Raw genomic sequence first — 16,302 nt, 5'->3', positions numbered from 1 at the left:
ATTACAAGGGCTCCAAGAGGAAGGTGAGGTATCTTTCGATTCATATTTGTAGTCACCACAAAATTCATTTTCAAAGTTATGATGTAGTTTATCCTCTGGCCTGATTTTCATTCCGTTCAGGTGAAATTGAGTATCTGAATAAAAAACTAATAAACAGGAAAAATAAGCAAGGTGAAATTCTCAGAAAAGGAAGTGGGCAAGGTCCATGATGAAAAAGGCTTTCTATGCTTTTATGATCAGCATTTTCGTTCTAACAACGTTTAACTTAAACAAAATAGAAGCAACAGAAAAGGCGGATACATACAGATCTTCGTTAATACAGGAGTTACAGAAGGGTGGATATCTACTATATTTTAGGCATGGTGAAACTATAGGTCAAGATCAGCCTCATGTGGAATTTAATGATTGTAAGACTCAAAAAGACTTGACGTTTACCGGTAAAGAGCAAGCACGATGGATCGGACAATTTTTTAGTCAGCATAGGATTCCAACGAATTTCCCTATTTTAGTAAGTCCATATTGTCGTACTCGAGAAACGGCTGAAATCGCATTTGGTAAACAAAATGTAGAGGTCGTACCATTTCTTTCTAACATTGAATATCTGCGTAGTGCTAAGATCATGAAACAGGAAGAAGATGTCATCATTGAGAAACTAAATGAATTATTCGAAAAGCCAATTCATCAGGGCACTAACAAAATCATAATTGGTCACACTTTTTCGCCTAATAAAGTGCTGGGTGAAATTCCTTATATGGGGGTTGTCATCATTAAACCAAACGGAGTAGGAAGAGGATATAAAGTCGTCAATAAGATTAGTTTTGATGAATTAAAGAAATACTTTACATTGCGATAAAAAGCCATGCACCTTAGTACGAGGGGGTAGAGCGATATTCCAAACTTGGCATGAAAAAAGAAAGCCCTAAAAACATAGGCTTTCTCGACAAGCTGAATTCCCTAGCGTATAAAACTATAGAGAATTTTTACAATTATGATTCCTTTGCATACAATTTCTCCAAAGCCTCTCGTTGAGGCTCTCGTATACTAATGATCGGACGGATACTCTTGGCCATCAGTTCTGCTTCTTCAATCGACTGAGCTAACCCCAGCTCAATTAAAGTCCCAATTGCAACGGCACCTGTTCTTCCTTTACCTCCACCACAATGGAAACCAACCTTTTTACCGCTTTTATAAGCATGAGTGATATGCTTAATCGCTTGCTGGAATAATTCAGCTTGCGGCGTTTCGGAATTATCGCCGATGGGAACTTGGATTCTCGTTATCTGGTTATCCAATTCAACGCTCTCGGAAGCTTCCTCGCGTAAATCAACGATAACCTCACATTTTGCTTCCGATATCATGTCTGGCACATCGGCTGCACCACCGAAATAAATTTGATCGCCAACAAGGGCTTGATAGTTTTTAGACATCGAGTTAGGTCTCCTTTAAAGTATCGTTTTTTTGAATGATGTAAATGGAATCGGGCATTGCCGTCCGGTTTGATAGCTGCCATTATTACTTACCATCCTTGAGGAATGCTTCTACACGAGCTTTAATGGCATCTCTAACCGTGCGGAATTGAGTCATGATTTCTTCTTCAGAACCCGTTGCTTTGGCTGGATCATCGAAGCCCCAGTGCCACTTGATCACATTCGGGTTGGAGATAACGGGGCAATGTTCGTCGGCGTGTCCGCACAGGGTGATTACGTAAGTCGCACGGTTTAGAATCTCAGGGTCAATAACGTTAGAAGTATTGTTCGAAATATCCACGCCTGCTTCTTTCATAACTTGGACAGCACGAGGATTAAGACCATGCGCTTCTAAACCTGCGCTTTTCACCTCGTAGCGATCTCCACCAAGCGCGTTCATAAATCCGTCTGCAATTTGACTGCGGCAAGAGTTACCTGTACACAAAAAGTAAATGAGTTTCTTTTCCATGTTCGTTGTTCTCCTTTTAGTTGGGGTTTAGATTAACTAATGACTTTAAGCCATAAATAAAGGCCTAATAGTGTAATAAACAAGACGGGAATCGTCAGTACAATACCGGTTTTGAAATACGCGCCCCATGTGATTTTCACACCTTTACGGGAGAGAACGTGCAGCCAAAGTAGAGTGGCTAAGGAGCCGATTGGTGTTATCTTAGGTCCAAGATCGGAGCCGATAACATTGGCATACACGAAAGCTTCACGCAGTACACCGGTGGGGTTCGTGCCATGAATAGCGAGTGCATCAATCATAACTGTTGGCATGTTATTCATAATGGATGATAGGATAGCTGCGATAAACCCAGTACCGATCGTGGCCACGAATAGTCCTTGATCGCCAACCCACTGAAAGACTTTACCGAGTTCGTCGGTGAGTCCAACATTTCGAAGCCCATAAACGACAACATACATCCCGATAGAGAAGACAACAACCGCCCAGGGAGCTTCTTTAATGATTGTCCCCGTGTGGATCTCAGGACTACGTCTAGCCATGATGATAAAAGCAATAGCTGCAATGCCCGCAATGATGGATACGGGTACCTTGATATATTCGCTGGTTAGATAAGCGACCAATAGAACCGAAAGGATGATCCACGAAACTTTGAACAGATAGGGATTTTTTATGGCGTCTTTCGGCGCTTTTAACTGGGTCAAGTCATACTGCTTCGGAATACTGCGTCTGAAGAATAGATAAAGCACGAGCAGACTAGCTCCAACAGAGAATAGTGTGGGAACAATCATTCGGCTGGCATACTCGACAAACCCAATATCAAAGTAGTCAGAAGAAACAATGTTAACTAGATTACTTACGACGAGTGGAAGAGAGGCTGTATCCGAAATAAAACCACTAGCGATGACAAAAGGCAGGATCATGCGTTCGTCGAACTTTAGAGCTCGAACCATCGCTAGTACGATAGGCGTAAGTATGAGTGCCGCACCATCATTGGCGAAGAAAGCTGCAACAGCCGCACCTAATAAGATAACATAGACGAACATCAGCGTACCGTTTCCACGTGCGAAGCGTGCCATATGTAAAGCGGCCCACTCGAAAAAACCAATTTCATCTAAGATAAGCGATATTAAGATTACCGCTACAAAGGCGAGTGTTGCATTCCATACAATTAGAGTTACATCCCATACATCAGTAAAACTAACTACACCGGCAATTAAAGCTAAGATGGCTCCGCCGCTTGCAGACCAGCCGATATTTAATCCTTTTGGCTGCCAAATAACAAAAACTAAGGTGACTAAGAAAATGAGGGACGCGACAACGAGCATAAATCCTCCTATTGATTCATTAATTGCAGCTTTCAGCTTTCACTGCATCGATTTGTTCTCTCATAGATGGAAGCTGGTCCAAGATACCTTGAAGGTAAGGCTTATCATGAACATTCAATGAATAGTAAATCCATTGGCTGCGGCGTGTTTCGTTCACGAGACCGCCGATTTTTAATTTCCGTAAATGCTGACTTACATTTGGCTGTGTCATCTGTAAAATCTCAACGATATCACAGACACACATCTCTTTTTCTTTTAATAAGGCAAGGATCGTCAAACGTGTTTTATCAGAAAGAAGTTTAAGAGTTTCGGCTAATGCATCTAAGGGAATCATTCCATATCACCTCGTTTCGGTTATTCTCACTATAAAGAAGAAGCGTGATATCCCTTTTAGAATATCCAGTTGTATTATAACCAAACTTCTTAATATAAGTAAATAATTATATTGGTATATGATAATTTAGTTGTTAGAAACTAATGCATAATAACCAAGTTTAATGCTTGGTTCAATGGTCTCATCATCTTAGATGGTTTATTGAGATGACTCGTGTACAGCATACTTTTGAAGCAATGAAAGTGGGTTTTCGGATATTACAATTGAACCCAAAGATGAGTCGAAAGATTTCATAAAAGAGGTGGCTTCCGCTAACGCTATTGAGATGGGATATATAACCACCGAACTGAGATTTATTTTTCGGTAAATTGGTTAGGAGCTCTTGTACACAATAGTTCTCTTGAAGTTGTTTCTATTATACTTTCTATTAAACTTTGTATTAATAACTGAAAACGTGTGGGATATTATAGTAAAGCCAAGGACGAAACTACCCTATCATTAACCTATTTTTCTAAAAATAGTTTTTAGTCTAGCTAAATCAGGCAATTAGTCCATCCCTAAAATAAACTACTCACGTACACTGAACCATCTCTATAGGGAGGTGTCATTATTGAGTTGTCGAGTTGATAAGAAACGGTGTAAAAAGAAAACCGTAATTGTTTGCCCTCCGAAAGGGAAAAAAAAGAAACGTTGTCTTCGAGTAATTAAAAAAATAATTCGGGTAAGTTGTCCCCCGCCTGAAGTGAATATTACAGCTCCGACGGTTGTTGGCCCTACGGGACCACAAGGACCACAAGGTCCTACCGGTCCTTCGGGAGGCCCTCAAGGGTTGCCTGGACCTACCGGAGCGATGGGACCGCAAGGGGTTCCTGGACCAGCTGGAGCAGTAGGACCAACAGGAGAATCAGGAGCAGTAGGTCCAGCAGGGCCAGCCGGAGCCGCTGGATCAACGGGACCTGCCGGAGCCGCCGGAGCAACAGGATCAACGGGAGCTGCCGGAGCCGCCGGAGCAACAGGATCAACTGGAGCTGCCGGAGCCGCCGGAGCAACAGGATCAACTGGAGCTGCCGGAGCCGCCGGAGCAACAGGATCAGCGGGAGCTGCCGGAGCCGCCGGAGCAACAGGATCAACTGGAGCTGCCGGAGCCGTTGGAGCAACAGGAGCAACAGGATCAACTGGAGCTGCCGGAGCCGCTGGAGCAACAGGATCAACTGGAGCTGCCGGAGCCGCCGGAGCAACAGGATCAACGGGGCCTGCCGGAGCAACAGGAGCAACAGGGTCGCCAGGAGCTGGCGGATTAATTCCATTTTCAACGGGTATCATCCTCAGCGGTGCTACAGTAGTATCAGCTGCTCCAATTTTAATGGGTTTTGGTAATCACACGGTTGAAGTTATTGACGGTTCTGGAGAATCAACTATGCCACCCGAAGCAGGTGGTTTCGCTTTCCCAATTCCCTTTGCGGGTACCGTTCAAAATTTACAAATAAGTGCAGATCTATTGGTTGCTTCTGTGGTTTCTATAAATACGCTCGGTCTTCAATATGATTTTACAGTATTCCGCGCACCGTCAGTTCCTAATAATGGGATTGATCATAGTTCTTCACCTTACGTGACAACTCCGTTAACTAGTTCAGTTAGATTCGGATTTCCGAATAATATCATTACAGCTGGTACTTTCCGATCCGCAACGAATATTAATGTCGGGGGATCATTAGTAGTTGCTGCGGGTGATCGTATTGGTATTCGAGTAAGGACGCTTGTGTCGACGGATCCCTCAGCAGCTGATATCACCCAACTCTCATTTAGCGCCAGTCTATCTTATACTCCTTCTTAATATTTGTATTTACTCAGACAAAGACTCATCGTCGTGGAATCTAACAATTTTACGATGCCGATCACCCAGAACCAGGACGACTGTGCTCGCTTATTTTCAAGACCAGATCCGCAAACATGCTTTGTAAAACCTCGCAAGACAGCTGTCATCCGACAATTTGTCGGAAGTCAAAAACATGGGCCCATTAAAAGTCGCGTAAATTGCGGCTTTTTAAATTTATGGGATCAAGTTCTTGTCACTGGTGGATGTCAAGAACTTGATCCCTACTCCGGCTAATAGCTTGTCAATATTTATTTATGATTGAACGAAACGAAGGTTGCTTTAGGGATATGTGCACGTGCGATCACAGCTACTTTTAACAGTTTTTGACTAATTCGTTTAAGGAAGCAACAGACATACGAATTCTGCAACAAATAACTATTTTAAGAAACAAAACAAAAAAATCTAATGAATTCTACAACAATAAAAACGGAGCCGCGCGGGTTTGCAAGCTCCGTTTTCTAATTAATTATGGAATTTCACAACAACAACAACATTAAGTGGATCAGATCAGCTGCTTCTTGCTTTGCAAAGAATGTCTTCTTCATTTAAAGAAAGAAAAGTAGTCCATCATCAGCATCTGTTCCTGCTTTTTATGAAAAGACTGAAAGAATTTCCTTCAAGCAGTCCCAAGGATATATTATCACTGAATTCATTTGTGTTCTTGTTCGACATAAGGAAAGCCCTGATAGAGCAAACTCTTCATTCAATTGAAGAGTTTTTTTGTGACTTAATCTTGTCCTATTTGTTTCGATTTATTGAACATGGTCGGTTGATTGTCTTGATAAGTGGTTGGTGACACTTCCAGCCTTCTCTTTTAAAGTTAGACGTGATTCAAGTATGAATGTAAGTCGATAGGAGCTGAGAAACATGAAATTATCCAAGGCACCTCGATGGTTTGCTTGTTTTTACATGCTGGTGCTTCTACTTTTGACGACCACCGGATGTGCAGACAACATCATTGTGCTGGATCCCAAAGGACCCATTGCCGAGCAGCAAAAAGATCTAATGCTGATATCAACCATATTAGGCAGTAGTGTAATCGTGCCTGTTCTGATTCTTACGGCGATCATTGTATGGCGTTACCGGGACAGAAAAGGGAGAAAAGCTAAATACACGCCGAATTGGGAGCACAGTACCAAGCTGGAGGTAATTTGGTGGGGCATACCAATTGCGATTATTGCAGCGCTGGCAGTAATAACGGTGCGATCCACCTATGCCCTGGAACCGTCCAAGCCCCTGGCGTCGGAAAAAAAACAGTTGACCATTCAGGTGACTTCGCTGGATTGGAAATGGTTGTTCCAATATCCGGAGCAGGGGATTGCAACGGTAAACGATGTGAAATTTCCAGAGGGCGTGCCAATTCGATTCGAAATCACAGCCGATTCCCCGATGAACTCCTTTTGGATTCCGCAGCTTGGCGGCCAGATGTACGCGATGTCCGGCATGGCGATGACGCTTTATTTACAAGCTAATCAGCAGGGGGAATATTGGGGATCCGGTGCTAATTTCACTGGAAAAGATTTTGCGAAGATGTATTTTAATGTGGAATCCACGACGCAGGAGGATTTTGAGAAATGGGTGAATAAGGTTAAAGCCGAATCTCCCAAACTCACTCTAGAGGGATATAAACAGCTGGCACAACCAGCCGCGTCGGGTGTGAAGTCATTTTCTGCTTTTCCTGAAGGTTTGTTTGAGAAGACCGTCACCAAGTATGCTTCATCTCACCATCACGGTATGTCTAGCAAAGATATGCAAGACATGCAGATGAAAGAGTAGCGGGTTTAGAATCGAACGTAAGGAGAGAGTTGACCATGGGGGAGAAAGTGAAAAGCTTCGCTTCTAATTTCTTTGTTACGGGCGATCCGTTAATTTACGGAGCGGACGTCAGTATTGTTCTTACTATTGTAGCGGTGCTATTTGCGTTAACGTATTTCAAAAAATGGAGATGGTTGTGGGGGGAATGGCTCACGACTGTTGACCATAAAAAGATAGGCATTATGTATATCCTTTCCGCCTTTCTTATGCTGTTCCGAGGTGGCGTGGATGCGCTCCTCATGCGGGCGCAGCTGGCCGTGCCGGAGTTGAAATTTTTGGAACCGGATCACTACAATTCGATTTTCACGACACATGGTGTCATTATGATTTTGTTTATGGCTATGCCGTTTATGTTCGGTTTGTTCAACGTGATGGTGCCTTTGCAAATCGGGGCGAGAGATGTGGCATATCCGTTTCTAAACGCATTAAGTTTTTGGTTGTTCTTATCGGGTGCGATGCTTTTCAATCTGTCCTTTGTGATCGGAGGATCGCCAGATGCGGGCTGGCTCGCTTATCCACCCTATTCGGAGCTTATGTATAACCCGGGCGTTGGACAGGATTTTTATATTTGGGGGATACAAATTTCAGGGATCGGCAGTTTGATGACAGGGATCAACTTTATTGTTACCATTCTGAAAATGCGCACACCTGGCATGAAGCTGATGAAAATGCCGATGTTCCCATGGTCAGTTTTATCGAGTTGTATCGCAATCATCTTTTCTTTTCCGATCTTGACGGCAACACTGGCACTGCTGTTTCTGGATCGATACGCGGGCGCGCATTTCTTCACGTTGGACGGCGGCGGCAACCCGATGATGTATATCAATCTGATCTGGATGTGGGGGCATCCGGAGGTTTATATTATTGTGCTGCCCGCCTTCGGTATTTTTTCTGAAATTGTTGCTACGTTTGCTAAGAAGAAGCTGTTCGGCTATAAATCGATGGTGTATGCCATGATGATTATCAGTCTTTTGTCGTTTCTCGTGTGGGCGCATCATTTCTTTACGATGGGCTCGGGCGCAGATGTCAATGCCTTCTTTGCCCTCACGACGATGGTAATTGCGATCCCTACAGGCGCAAAAGTATTCAATTGGCTATTTACGATGTTCCGAGGAAAAATCACGTTCGAAACACCGATGCTTTGGACGATCGCGTTTATTCCTTGTTTTGTTACGGGTGGGCTGACGGGGGTGCTGCTGTCGGTTGCTCCGGCGGACTTTCAGTTTCATAACAGTTATTTCCTGGTTGCCCATTTTCACCATGTCATTATTGGCGGGGTCGTGTTCGGTTATTTCGCCGGCTTGTACTATTGGTGGCCCAAACTATTCGGCTTTAAGCTGAATGAGCGCATAGGCAAATGGGCGTTCTGGTTTTGGAATATCGGCTTTTATGTCTGCTTCATGCCGCAATATGTGCTCGGTCTTATGGGCATGACACGGAGAGTCGTGACTTACGGTTGGGACAAGGGCTGGGGGACAATGAATCTGGTTTCCACTATTGGCGCTTGCTTGATGGGGATTGCTTTTCTGTTTCAGGTTTGGCAAATTGCCCATGGCGTCAAACATCGTCGAAACAATCTGGACACGACAGGCGATCCTTGGAACGGGCGTACGTTGGAGTGGTCGATTCCTTCGCCTGCGCCTCATTATAACTTCGCGGTACTCCCGCAAGTTTCGGAGCAGGATGAGTGGTGGGAGGAAAAGCTGCGCAGGGAAAGCGGAGAAAAGTCTATTGCTCCTGTGAAACTGGAGCCGATCCACATGCCCAAAAATTCTGCAATTCCTATCATTATGGCTGCCTTTTGGTTTTTGACCGGTTTTGGGTTCGTATTTCACTGGCTTTGGTTAACGATACCGGGACTTATTGGCGTAGCGGGTTGTATGCTTGCCCATTCCTTCAATTATGATACGGATTATTATGTCCCAGTGGATGAAATTGCACGTACGGAAGCTGCAATAAGGGAGGTGACAAGCTAATGGCTCAATCAAAGCTGACGGGGCATGCTTTTCAACCCAAATCGCATTCGGAGCACCATAACCATCCAGATTTGGAGGGTATGCGAACGTTCGGATTTTGGATCTATCTGATGACTGATGTGATGATATTTGGCACTTTTTTTGCAACGTATATTGTTCTTCGCGGCAATACCAACGGAGGTCCGGGGCCTGCAGAGTTGTTCAAGATCGGCGGGGTGATCGCGAGCACGTTCATTTTGCTCACCAGCAGCTATACATGCGGATTGGCGTTATTGGCCATGCATAGAGGGAAACGGCAAGCCTTGCTTGGCTGGCTTGGCATCACGGTAGTGCTAGGCGCAGTTTTCATCGGGTTGGAAGTTAGCGAGTTTATACATTTGGTGCATGAAGGCGCGACAATGGGCTCAAGTGCTTTTTTATCCGCTTTTTATACGCTGGTAGGTACCCATGGCTTGCATGTACTGGTCGGGTTAGTCTGGATGGTTGGCTTGATGATTCAACTATCGAGGAAGGGAATCACACCTGTAACCATGCGAAAAGTCAATGTGATCAGCTTGTTCTGGCATTTTCTTGACGTAGTCTGGATTTTTGTATTCACGGTTGTTTATTTAATGGGGGTGAGCTAAATGGCACAGGTAGAGTCTGTCCATTCTCAGGATGAAGCGCACGGTTCGTTCAAATCATATACGCTTGGCTTCCTTTGCTCCATAGTCCTGACGTTGATTCCGATTGTCATCGTGATGAATCACTGGCTTGAGGGGACGGAAGATGCGGTTATGCTGATGATGGCTGGCGTGCTGCAATTGGTCGTACAGCTCTTTTTTTTCATGCATCTACGTGAGGAGAAGAAACCGCGATACAATCTAATCTCCTTGCTTCTTGGCTTAGTCATTCTGCTGGTGATCGTCGCCGGGTCGATGTGGATCATGATGTACAATATGGTAGCTTTATGAAACCAATTTTCTGATTTCGGTTAACTTTACTTCACTTCATCAGCATGGCTTGCTCGTTATAAAATAAAGGGTTGTCCCATCCATCATGAGAATTAATGATAGATAGGACAACCCTATTCTTCGTATAGATGCTTGTCTAACTAAGTACGTCTCGAAGTGCAGCAGCAAATTTTGATATACCCGAACCAATGTCTTCTGCCTTGGGCCTTGCATAGGTAAATCGCATATAACCTGAATCCGATCCATAGACACTGCCCGGTACAAAGATAACCCCTCTCCGGATGGCTTCCTCCAACAGCTTACTGTCATTTATCTTAGGTATAATTTTGCACCACAGATGCAATCCACCTTGCGGAATCGTAAATGTTATCAAGTCTGGCAGTTCTTTCTGTAATGCTTTGATAAGCAAGTCCCTTTTATAGAGCAGATGCATTCGCAAACGGTCCATATGAGGAACGAAATATGGAGATTTCAAAAACTGTGCGGCAACCCTTTGAGGTATAACACTAAGTCCGAAATCCATCTGCTGTCTGGCATCTGCCAGCCGCTCGATAACGGAATGAGGAGCGACCATCCACCCGACACGCAGCCCGGACGCTGCGATTTTGGAGAAAGAACCGATGTAGAGGACCGAGCCGATCGAATCGATAGATTTGAGCGGAGGAGGAGGTGCCCCCTCATAGGCAGTCAGGCTAAAGGGATCGTCTTCGACAATCGGAAGTCCCAGTTCACTTGCGACATCAAGCAGTTGGATTCTTCGTTCATTATCAAGCACCGCGCCTGTTGGGTTTTGGAAATTTGGATTAATAAACACCATCTTGATTCGGTGTTTTTTGTAAAGTGTACGAATATCCTCGGGTCGGACTCCTTTGTGATCGACGGGAAGACGGAACAATCGAAGCCCGGCCGTTTGAAACATGGGCAGTGAGTAACAATAAGAAGGATCTTCAATGGCAACCGCATCACCGGGAGATAGCAAACATTGTGTAATTAAATACAAGGATTGCTGGGAGCCGGAAGTAATGAGAATTGACGAGTCTGTGGTGTGGATATCCCGATATTGACTTAAATAATTGACCAGCTCTTGTCTGAGGGGTACAAATCCTTGCGGATTGTCATATCCCAAATATTCTGTATAATGATTTTCGTTCATAAGAATATTGATTTCCTCTACAGGAGATATATCCGCTGCCAGTTCGCCACTGGCAAAATCTATCAAGGATTGATTCTGCCCGAGAGCTTCCCGGATACGGCGCATAAAGGGCAAGTTAGGCAAGAAGCTTCCACCTTCTGCATACCGATGCCAGTTAGGGGGATGCTTCGGTGTAGCTCCCCATTTATATTTGGTTACTCGCGTTCCGCTTCCTGACCGGCTATCAATAATTCCAAGCGCACGAAGCTCCGAATAGGCAAGAACCACCGTACTGCGGTTCACTTCCAATTGCTCTGCCAATTTTCGTTCGGAAGGAAGTACGCTGCCCGGTGGAAATTCGCCATAAGATATTCTCCGTTCTAGATCGTCGGCTATTTGTTGATACAGAGGTTGATTACTTTGACGATTAGGTTTCCACACGTTTATTAGTCCTTCCGTTTATTTATATTGAAAGAATTATGGCTATCATTTTTATCTTACCACTCTATTTGACATAAGATGCCCAACTTTTCATCATAAAAATGACAAATGAATATCAATCTATTGAACATGGATGGTGCACTTAACAATAAATTGGATGTTGCTTGGAGATTGAGGACGTCATCATTATTAATTCACGACACTATGTATGTTTTCACAGGTGGGGGAATCAGTTGAAAATGTTTTATCATTTGCCGATATTTTTTTTGAATAGAAAGCCAAGAACGAGAAGGAGGATCGGCAGCCCAAAAGCCACAGTTAATGCTGCAGGAGGCCAGTACATGGCGAGCAAATCCATGGCACGGATACGATCAGAAACAACCCAGTAACCAACCCCGCCGAGAAGAAGCGATACGGGAATAAGGGTTGGCTTTCTGTCTTGCAGTTTTAAAACTTGTGCAGCCACATGGGAAGCACAAAATAAACACATTGAAATTTGCACAAAGAGCGGTATAGCGAAAAATGCAATCATAAACATTTCGTAGCGATGAATAAAGTGTCCGAGTTCCGCGCTTCTTGACAATTGTAAGCAAGGCACCAAATATTGTCCCGTTACTTCCGGCGACAGGTTCCCGGCTTCGAAAATCGGCCACATAAGAATGGTTATCCATCCCATTATAATGCCTGTTACGCTTGATTTCCCCCACATTTTCTCATCTTTAACCATGGGCAAAATGATGGCTATCATTAGCGTAGCCACTGCCCAATCCGTGTCATTGTGGCGGCTTGCCTTGACGGTATTCCAAAATCCCGATTGAAATACCGGAAGCAATTCTTTTATATCGAAATCTTGGGTTGACCCGATCAGCATCAGGATATTAAAAATAACCACCGAGAACAAACCGATCAATGCAAGCCGCCCGATGACCTCAAAACCGTGATAGTTGGCATATACGCCTACGATAAGAGCCACAATAATAAAAAGAGCGATGGGAGCCTCCGGCAAAAAATGATCTCTTATATGATATACATAGGTAATCATCGTCGCGCCGAAGGCTCCGCAGAAAAACAGAAAGAGAACAAGCCCGACTAATTTCGCGCCCGCGCTTCCAATGAGAATTTGTGCCTGATCTATAAAATTACTCCCGGGTATTTTCCTGACAATGAAGACGGTCAGCAGCATAACGAACAAGCCCTGAACCATTGCCATGCAGGTAGCCAGCAACATATCCCCGCCCGAATCTCTTACAATAATCCCTTGTGTGATGCCAATTGCTTTGGGATAGGCAAAGATAATAATAAGCGACACCAACATGCCGTTAGAAATTTGTGTTTTCATTTTAAATCTCCGTTCTTCTTTAATTTCGTCGCTCTTTGCAGCAGTACGGCGCTAGTAATGTTGGCATCGACCTTCACGGATACTTTCGCTTTCAAGAATTCTGCCTCCCAGTCCTTCCGAAGCCATTTCCATTCTTCAGGATAACGATTTTGAAACGTTTCTCCCAGTTTCAGAAAATCGACTTTGTATACTTTTTGCGCCATTGCAACAACTCCTGTTAAATTGGATTGCAGCTTTGCCGCTAATTCTTTCTCTAATTCCCTCCTCATATCTGCCAATCGTGTCGTACATCCGGATTCCACTAAATCGCCTTGGGTCGTTAGCTTTACGTCGAATTTCACTTCCTTGTTCACATAGGTTGGCGTTACTTTAAATTTTTGTTTTCTCAATTCAATACTTACTTTACCGCCAGATTGATCAGGACATGAAAGCGGAAACACCCCCGATTCCACTTTTTCCACGAAAAATAATAGCCCTCTGGCTTCCGCAGGACTTAACCATCCGAGCATTTTATCCTTCTTAAATACGGCAACGCCGGATAGCTCGGCTTGATTCAGCGTTTCGGACTTTTCCGGGTTTTTGTTGGGGATTCCTCGTTTTTTCAACTTTAATTTGGCAAGAAAAGGGTGGCTGCTTTCACTTAAATACGATTCCTGCAGCCTCATTAAATTAGTACTCGGGGCTTCTGCGAGGATCCGGTTGTAACGAAATAATTTATCCAAAGAATCTCCAGAGATAACTTCAATTCCAGTGTTTGTGGAAATCAATTGACCAGCCTTATCCGGCGTAACGACTATCCATGTTTTTAAGCGCAGCTCGTGATTGCGGGTAAAAAAGTCAATAATATCAGCAATTCCTGACTTTGCAACTTTATCGCTTATGACAACGATAAAATTATGCGCCCAAAAAATGCGTCTTGACGAAAAGCGGGCCAGATTGCGAATGGCCTCAAAAATTGTTTTGCCTTCAGCGCTGACGGAATAAATCGGTTCTCCTGTTCCGCCGGAGGGAGTGCCAGTTTGACCTCTCGCATCGGCGGGACGCACAATTTGCACAGTTATTTTCAACGAATCCCGCCGTTCTCCCTTATCCAGACCAACGGCAGTTACGATAGCGAGCTCGTCGATATCGTGGGCACCGTCGCATCCGGTAAGATGAACGGTTACAAATAATAGCAGGAGCGTCACTACCTGTATGCGTTTCATCTTTTCCTCCGTTTACGGCTTCCGATTTGATCGATTTTCTTGCCCTGATTGTTGTTTCGTTGTCGGGGGCTGCGGCATTTGACCTTCACTGATTCGATCTCGATCACCTTGCGCGAAGCCGGGTCTTTTTTTCATGCTCCACCAAGGAAACCGTATAACAAAATCTTTAAGCTCCGAAGGGTGAAAAGGTATAATGGGTCCAATGAAGGGTTCACCAAAAGAACGTATAGATAATAAATGGATGAGTAAAAGAAGGAATCCGGCGGAAAACCCTAGCAAACCTAAAAACCCGGAAACAATCAAGAGGGGGAAACGCAACAAACGGATCGTAATCGAAGCTTCATAGTTGGGAATCACAAAAGACGATATGCCTGTAATGGCTACAATAATGACCATAAATGGCGAGACAAGCCCGGCCTGTACCGCCGCTTGTCCGATGACAAGTGTCCCGACAATACTCACAGCCTGACCTATAGCCTTTGGCATTCTTAGTCCAGCTTCCCTGATAAGCTCAAATACAAACTCCAAGAGCAACATTTCCAACAAAACGGGAAATGGAACCACTTCTCTTCCAGACGCGATCGACAAAGCGAGATCGGTCGGAATCATCTCCTGATGAAACGAAACCAGCATGACGTAAACAGAAGGCAATGTGAAACTAATGAATAAAGCAAAAAAACGGAGCAAGCGAAAAAAAGAGGCGTTCCAATAGTTTAAATAATAATCATCGGCAGCTTGGAGATACTGCCAAAAACTGACCGGCACAATGAGCACAAACGGCGTATTATCGATAAAAATGGCTACTCTTCCTTCTAGGATCGCTGAGGCGACTTTATCCGGCCGCTCCGTGCTTTGAATCGTCTTGAAGGGAGATAGGGGTGAGTCTTTGATTAATTCTTCAATGTATCCGCTCTCCAAAATAGCATCAATTGCGAGTCCTTCCAACCGTGACTTTACTTCGTCGACAAGGCCTTCCTTCACCGTTCCTTTCAGATAGGCCACGTTAACATCTGTTTTTGATTTTTTTCCGATTTTCATTGCTTCAATACGTAATAGCGGATCACGAATTCTTCTTCGTACTTGACTCGTATTTGTTCGTATGCTCTCGGTAAATCCATCGCGCGGGCCACGAATTCCACCTTCTGTTGCGGGTTCCTCAATACTTCTTGCATCCCAGCCCCTTGTGCTTACCAAGATCCCGTCTGAACATTGATCAAGTAAGATAAGGGAATCACCACTAAGAATACCATCAATGCCATCCTCCACTTTCGTTACAAGGCGAAGGGAAGCATTAAACAGCAATTGTTCGCGAATCATGTTCCCTATATCATGGATCTGGTCTGTTCCTTCTAGTTGGCTTCCATATACGATTAATGATTTTAAAATCAACTCCACCTGTGGTATGTCTACCAAACCATCCGTATAAATGCAAAGACCGGAGAGGTCTGCGGTATCGTAAAATACAAATTTACGTTTTTGTAAATCCACGCTTTGCTCCAATATTTGTTCGATCATCATTTCATTATCCATTAATCGAATCTGGAACTTCGCATTCAGCAATTGTTCGATGGACATCGACAAAACTAAATCCCCCTTCACTATTCAGCAGGCCGTATAATGCGGATTATATTGGTTAAGATGAGTGAAACACAGTTAACGGAGGTTCATATATTGGATTGGTATCATTCCTGGATCTATGAAAATGTCATAAATACCGACTGGTTTGTTTATTCTATAGTCTACTTGATTTGCGGAGCCAATTTATTGTCCCCGATTATCTTTTATCTAGTCATGATCAGGAAGAAAAATATCCGAAATGAATAACCCCAAATGCTTTAAGCAAAGAAGAAGAGGTAACTAGAATAGAAGGGATCCAACGAAGGAATATCCACACACTCCTCTTGTTTGTAATTGATTGTATATCCTTAATTAAAGAGGGGAAAATACCCATCAAATGATGAAGTTGATAGT

The 16,302-nt window shown here is 44.0% G+C and carries 14 protein-coding genes; 6 read left to right on the top strand and 8 right to left on the bottom strand.

The window, feature by feature from the left end; genetic code table 11:
- Positions 1 to 205 precede the first annotated feature (205 nt).
- Complete coding sequence (locus EKN16_RS08345; RefSeq protein WP_125655355.1) at positions 206 to 853, top strand: histidine phosphatase family protein; 648 nt, start codon at positions 206 to 208, stop codon at positions 851 to 853.
- A gap of 133 nt (positions 854 to 986) precedes the next feature.
- On the opposite strand, the gene EKN16_RS08340 is transcribed toward EKN16_RS08345, so the two are convergent.
- The 4 genes from EKN16_RS08340 to EKN16_RS08325 all read right to left on the bottom strand — a co-directional run bounded on the left by EKN16_RS08340 (position 987) and on the right by EKN16_RS08325 (position 3,594).
- A complete protein-coding gene (locus EKN16_RS08340) occupies positions 987 to 1,427 on the bottom strand; it encodes a protein-tyrosine phosphatase family protein (protein ID WP_125655353.1) in 441 nt (146 codons plus the stop codon).
- An 85-nt stretch (positions 1,428 to 1,512) separates the two neighbouring features.
- Positions 1,513 to 1,935, bottom strand: coding sequence for an arsenate reductase (thioredoxin) (gene arsC, locus EKN16_RS08335; protein WP_125655351.1), 423 nt, complete (start codon positions 1,933 to 1,935; stop codon positions 1,513 to 1,515).
- A 32-nt stretch (positions 1,936 to 1,967) separates the two neighbouring features.
- Positions 1,968 to 3,260, bottom strand: coding sequence for an arsenic transporter (locus EKN16_RS08330; RefSeq protein ID WP_125655349.1), 1,293 nt, complete (start codon positions 3,258 to 3,260; stop codon positions 1,968 to 1,970).
- Positions 3,261 to 3,279: 19 nt separating this feature from the next.
- Positions 3,280 to 3,594 carry an ArsR/SmtB family transcription factor gene (locus EKN16_RS08325; RefSeq protein ID WP_125655347.1) on the bottom strand — a complete coding sequence of 105 codons (315 nt, stop codon included), beginning with the start codon at positions 3,592 to 3,594 and terminating at the stop codon, positions 3,280 to 3,282.
- Between the two features lie 742 nt (positions 3,595 to 4,336).
- Between EKN16_RS08325 and EKN16_RS08320 the strand changes: the two genes are divergently transcribed.
- The 5 genes from EKN16_RS08320 (at position 4,337) to cyoD (ending at position 10,214) form a co-directional block, all read left to right on the top strand.
- Positions 4,337 to 5,428, top strand: a complete 1,092-nt coding sequence (locus EKN16_RS08320) for a collagen-like protein (protein ID WP_232016300.1) — start codon at positions 4,337 to 4,339, stop codon at positions 5,426 to 5,428.
- Positions 5,429 to 6,337: 909 nt separating this feature from the next.
- Complete coding sequence (gene cyoA / locus EKN16_RS08315) at positions 6,338 to 7,246, top strand: ubiquinol oxidase subunit II (protein WP_125655345.1); 909 nt, start codon at positions 6,338 to 6,340, stop codon at positions 7,244 to 7,246.
- Positions 7,247 to 7,281: 35 nt separating this feature from the next.
- Complete coding sequence (locus EKN16_RS08310; protein WP_125655343.1) at positions 7,282 to 9,261, top strand: cbb3-type cytochrome c oxidase subunit I; 1,980 nt, start codon at positions 7,282 to 7,284, stop codon at positions 9,259 to 9,261.
- Positions 9,261 to 9,887: a cytochrome o ubiquinol oxidase subunit III gene (cyoC, locus tag EKN16_RS08305; RefSeq protein WP_125655341.1), complete on the top strand. Its 627-nt coding sequence runs from the start codon at positions 9,261 to 9,263 to the stop codon at positions 9,885 to 9,887. The genes EKN16_RS08310 and cyoC overlap by 1 nt, the downstream gene beginning before the upstream one ends.
- A complete protein-coding gene (cyoD, locus tag EKN16_RS08300) occupies positions 9,888 to 10,214 on the top strand; it encodes a cytochrome o ubiquinol oxidase subunit IV (protein WP_125655339.1) in 327 nt (108 codons plus the stop codon).
- A 136-nt stretch (positions 10,215 to 10,350) separates the two neighbouring features.
- Here the strand turns inward: cyoD and pdxR are convergent, their stop codons facing one another.
- From pdxR to EKN16_RS08280, 4 genes are all read right to left on the bottom strand, one after another.
- Positions 10,351 to 11,787 (bottom strand): MocR-like pyridoxine biosynthesis transcription factor PdxR, encoded by a 1,437-nt coding sequence (pdxR, locus tag EKN16_RS08295; protein WP_125655337.1) that lies wholly within the window; start codon positions 11,785 to 11,787, stop codon positions 10,351 to 10,353.
- 247 nt (positions 11,788 to 12,034) lie between these two features.
- Complete coding sequence (locus EKN16_RS08290) at positions 12,035 to 13,126, bottom strand: GerAB/ArcD/ProY family transporter (protein WP_125655335.1); 1,092 nt, start codon at positions 13,124 to 13,126, stop codon at positions 12,035 to 12,037.
- The gene (locus tag EKN16_RS08285) at positions 13,123 to 14,331 is read right to left on the bottom strand and encodes a Ger(x)C family spore germination protein (protein WP_125655333.1); all 1,209 of its coding nucleotides are present in this window, start codon (positions 14,329 to 14,331) and stop codon (positions 13,123 to 13,125) included. The genes EKN16_RS08290 and EKN16_RS08285 overlap by 4 nt, the downstream gene beginning before the upstream one ends.
- A 12-nt stretch (positions 14,332 to 14,343) precedes the next feature.
- On the bottom strand, positions 14,344 to 15,906 hold the full coding sequence (locus tag EKN16_RS08280; RefSeq protein ID WP_125666015.1) for a spore germination protein: 1,563 nt from the start codon (positions 15,904 to 15,906) through the stop codon (positions 14,344 to 14,346).
- Positions 15,907 to 16,302 lie beyond the last annotated feature (396 nt).

This window comes from Paenibacillus baekrokdamisoli (assembly GCF_003945345.1).
Taxonomy (GTDB): Bacteria; Bacillota; Bacilli; order Paenibacillales; family Paenibacillaceae; genus Paenibacillus_Z; species Paenibacillus_Z baekrokdamisoli.
This window is presented reverse-complemented; position numbering and strand designations above follow the sequence as displayed.

Bases quoted from the DNA above. Each gene is read 5' to 3' on its own strand.
- EKN16_RS08310 (WP_125655343.1), top strand. From the start codon at position 7,282: ATGGGGGAGAAAGTGAAAAGCTTCGCTTCTAATTTCTTTGTTACGGGC.
- EKN16_RS08290 (WP_125655335.1), bottom strand. From the start codon at position 13,126: ATGAAAACACAAATTTCTAACGGCATGTTGGTGTCGCTTATTATTATC.
- EKN16_RS08280 (WP_125666015.1), bottom strand. From the start codon at position 15,906: ATGTCCATCGAACAATTGCTGAATGCGAAGTTCCAGATTCGATTAATG.
- cyoA (WP_125655345.1), top strand. From the start codon at position 6,338: ATGAAATTATCCAAGGCACCTCGATGGTTTGCTTGTTTTTACATGCTG.
- EKN16_RS08345 (WP_125655355.1), top strand. From the start codon at position 206: ATGATGAAAAAGGCTTTCTATGCTTTTATGATCAGCATTTTCGTTCTA.
- EKN16_RS08340 (WP_125655353.1), bottom strand. From the start codon at position 1,427: ATGTCTAAAAACTATCAAGCCCTTGTTGGCGATCAAATTTATTTCGGT.
- arsC (WP_125655351.1), bottom strand. From the start codon at position 1,935: ATGGAAAAGAAACTCATTTACTTTTTGTGTACAGGTAACTCTTGCCGC.
- cyoC (WP_125655341.1), top strand. From the start codon at position 9,261: ATGGCTCAATCAAAGCTGACGGGGCATGCTTTTCAACCCAAATCGCAT.
- EKN16_RS08285 (WP_125655333.1), bottom strand. From the start codon at position 14,331: ATGAAACGCATACAGGTAGTGACGCTCCTGCTATTATTTGTAACCGTT.
- EKN16_RS08330 (WP_125655349.1), bottom strand. From the start codon at position 3,260: ATGCTCGTTGTCGCGTCCCTCATTTTCTTAGTCACCTTAGTTTTTGTT.
- cyoD (WP_125655339.1), top strand. From the start codon at position 9,888: ATGGCACAGGTAGAGTCTGTCCATTCTCAGGATGAAGCGCACGGTTCG.
- EKN16_RS08325 (WP_125655347.1), bottom strand. From the start codon at position 3,594: ATGATTCCCTTAGATGCATTAGCCGAAACTCTTAAACTTCTTTCTGAT.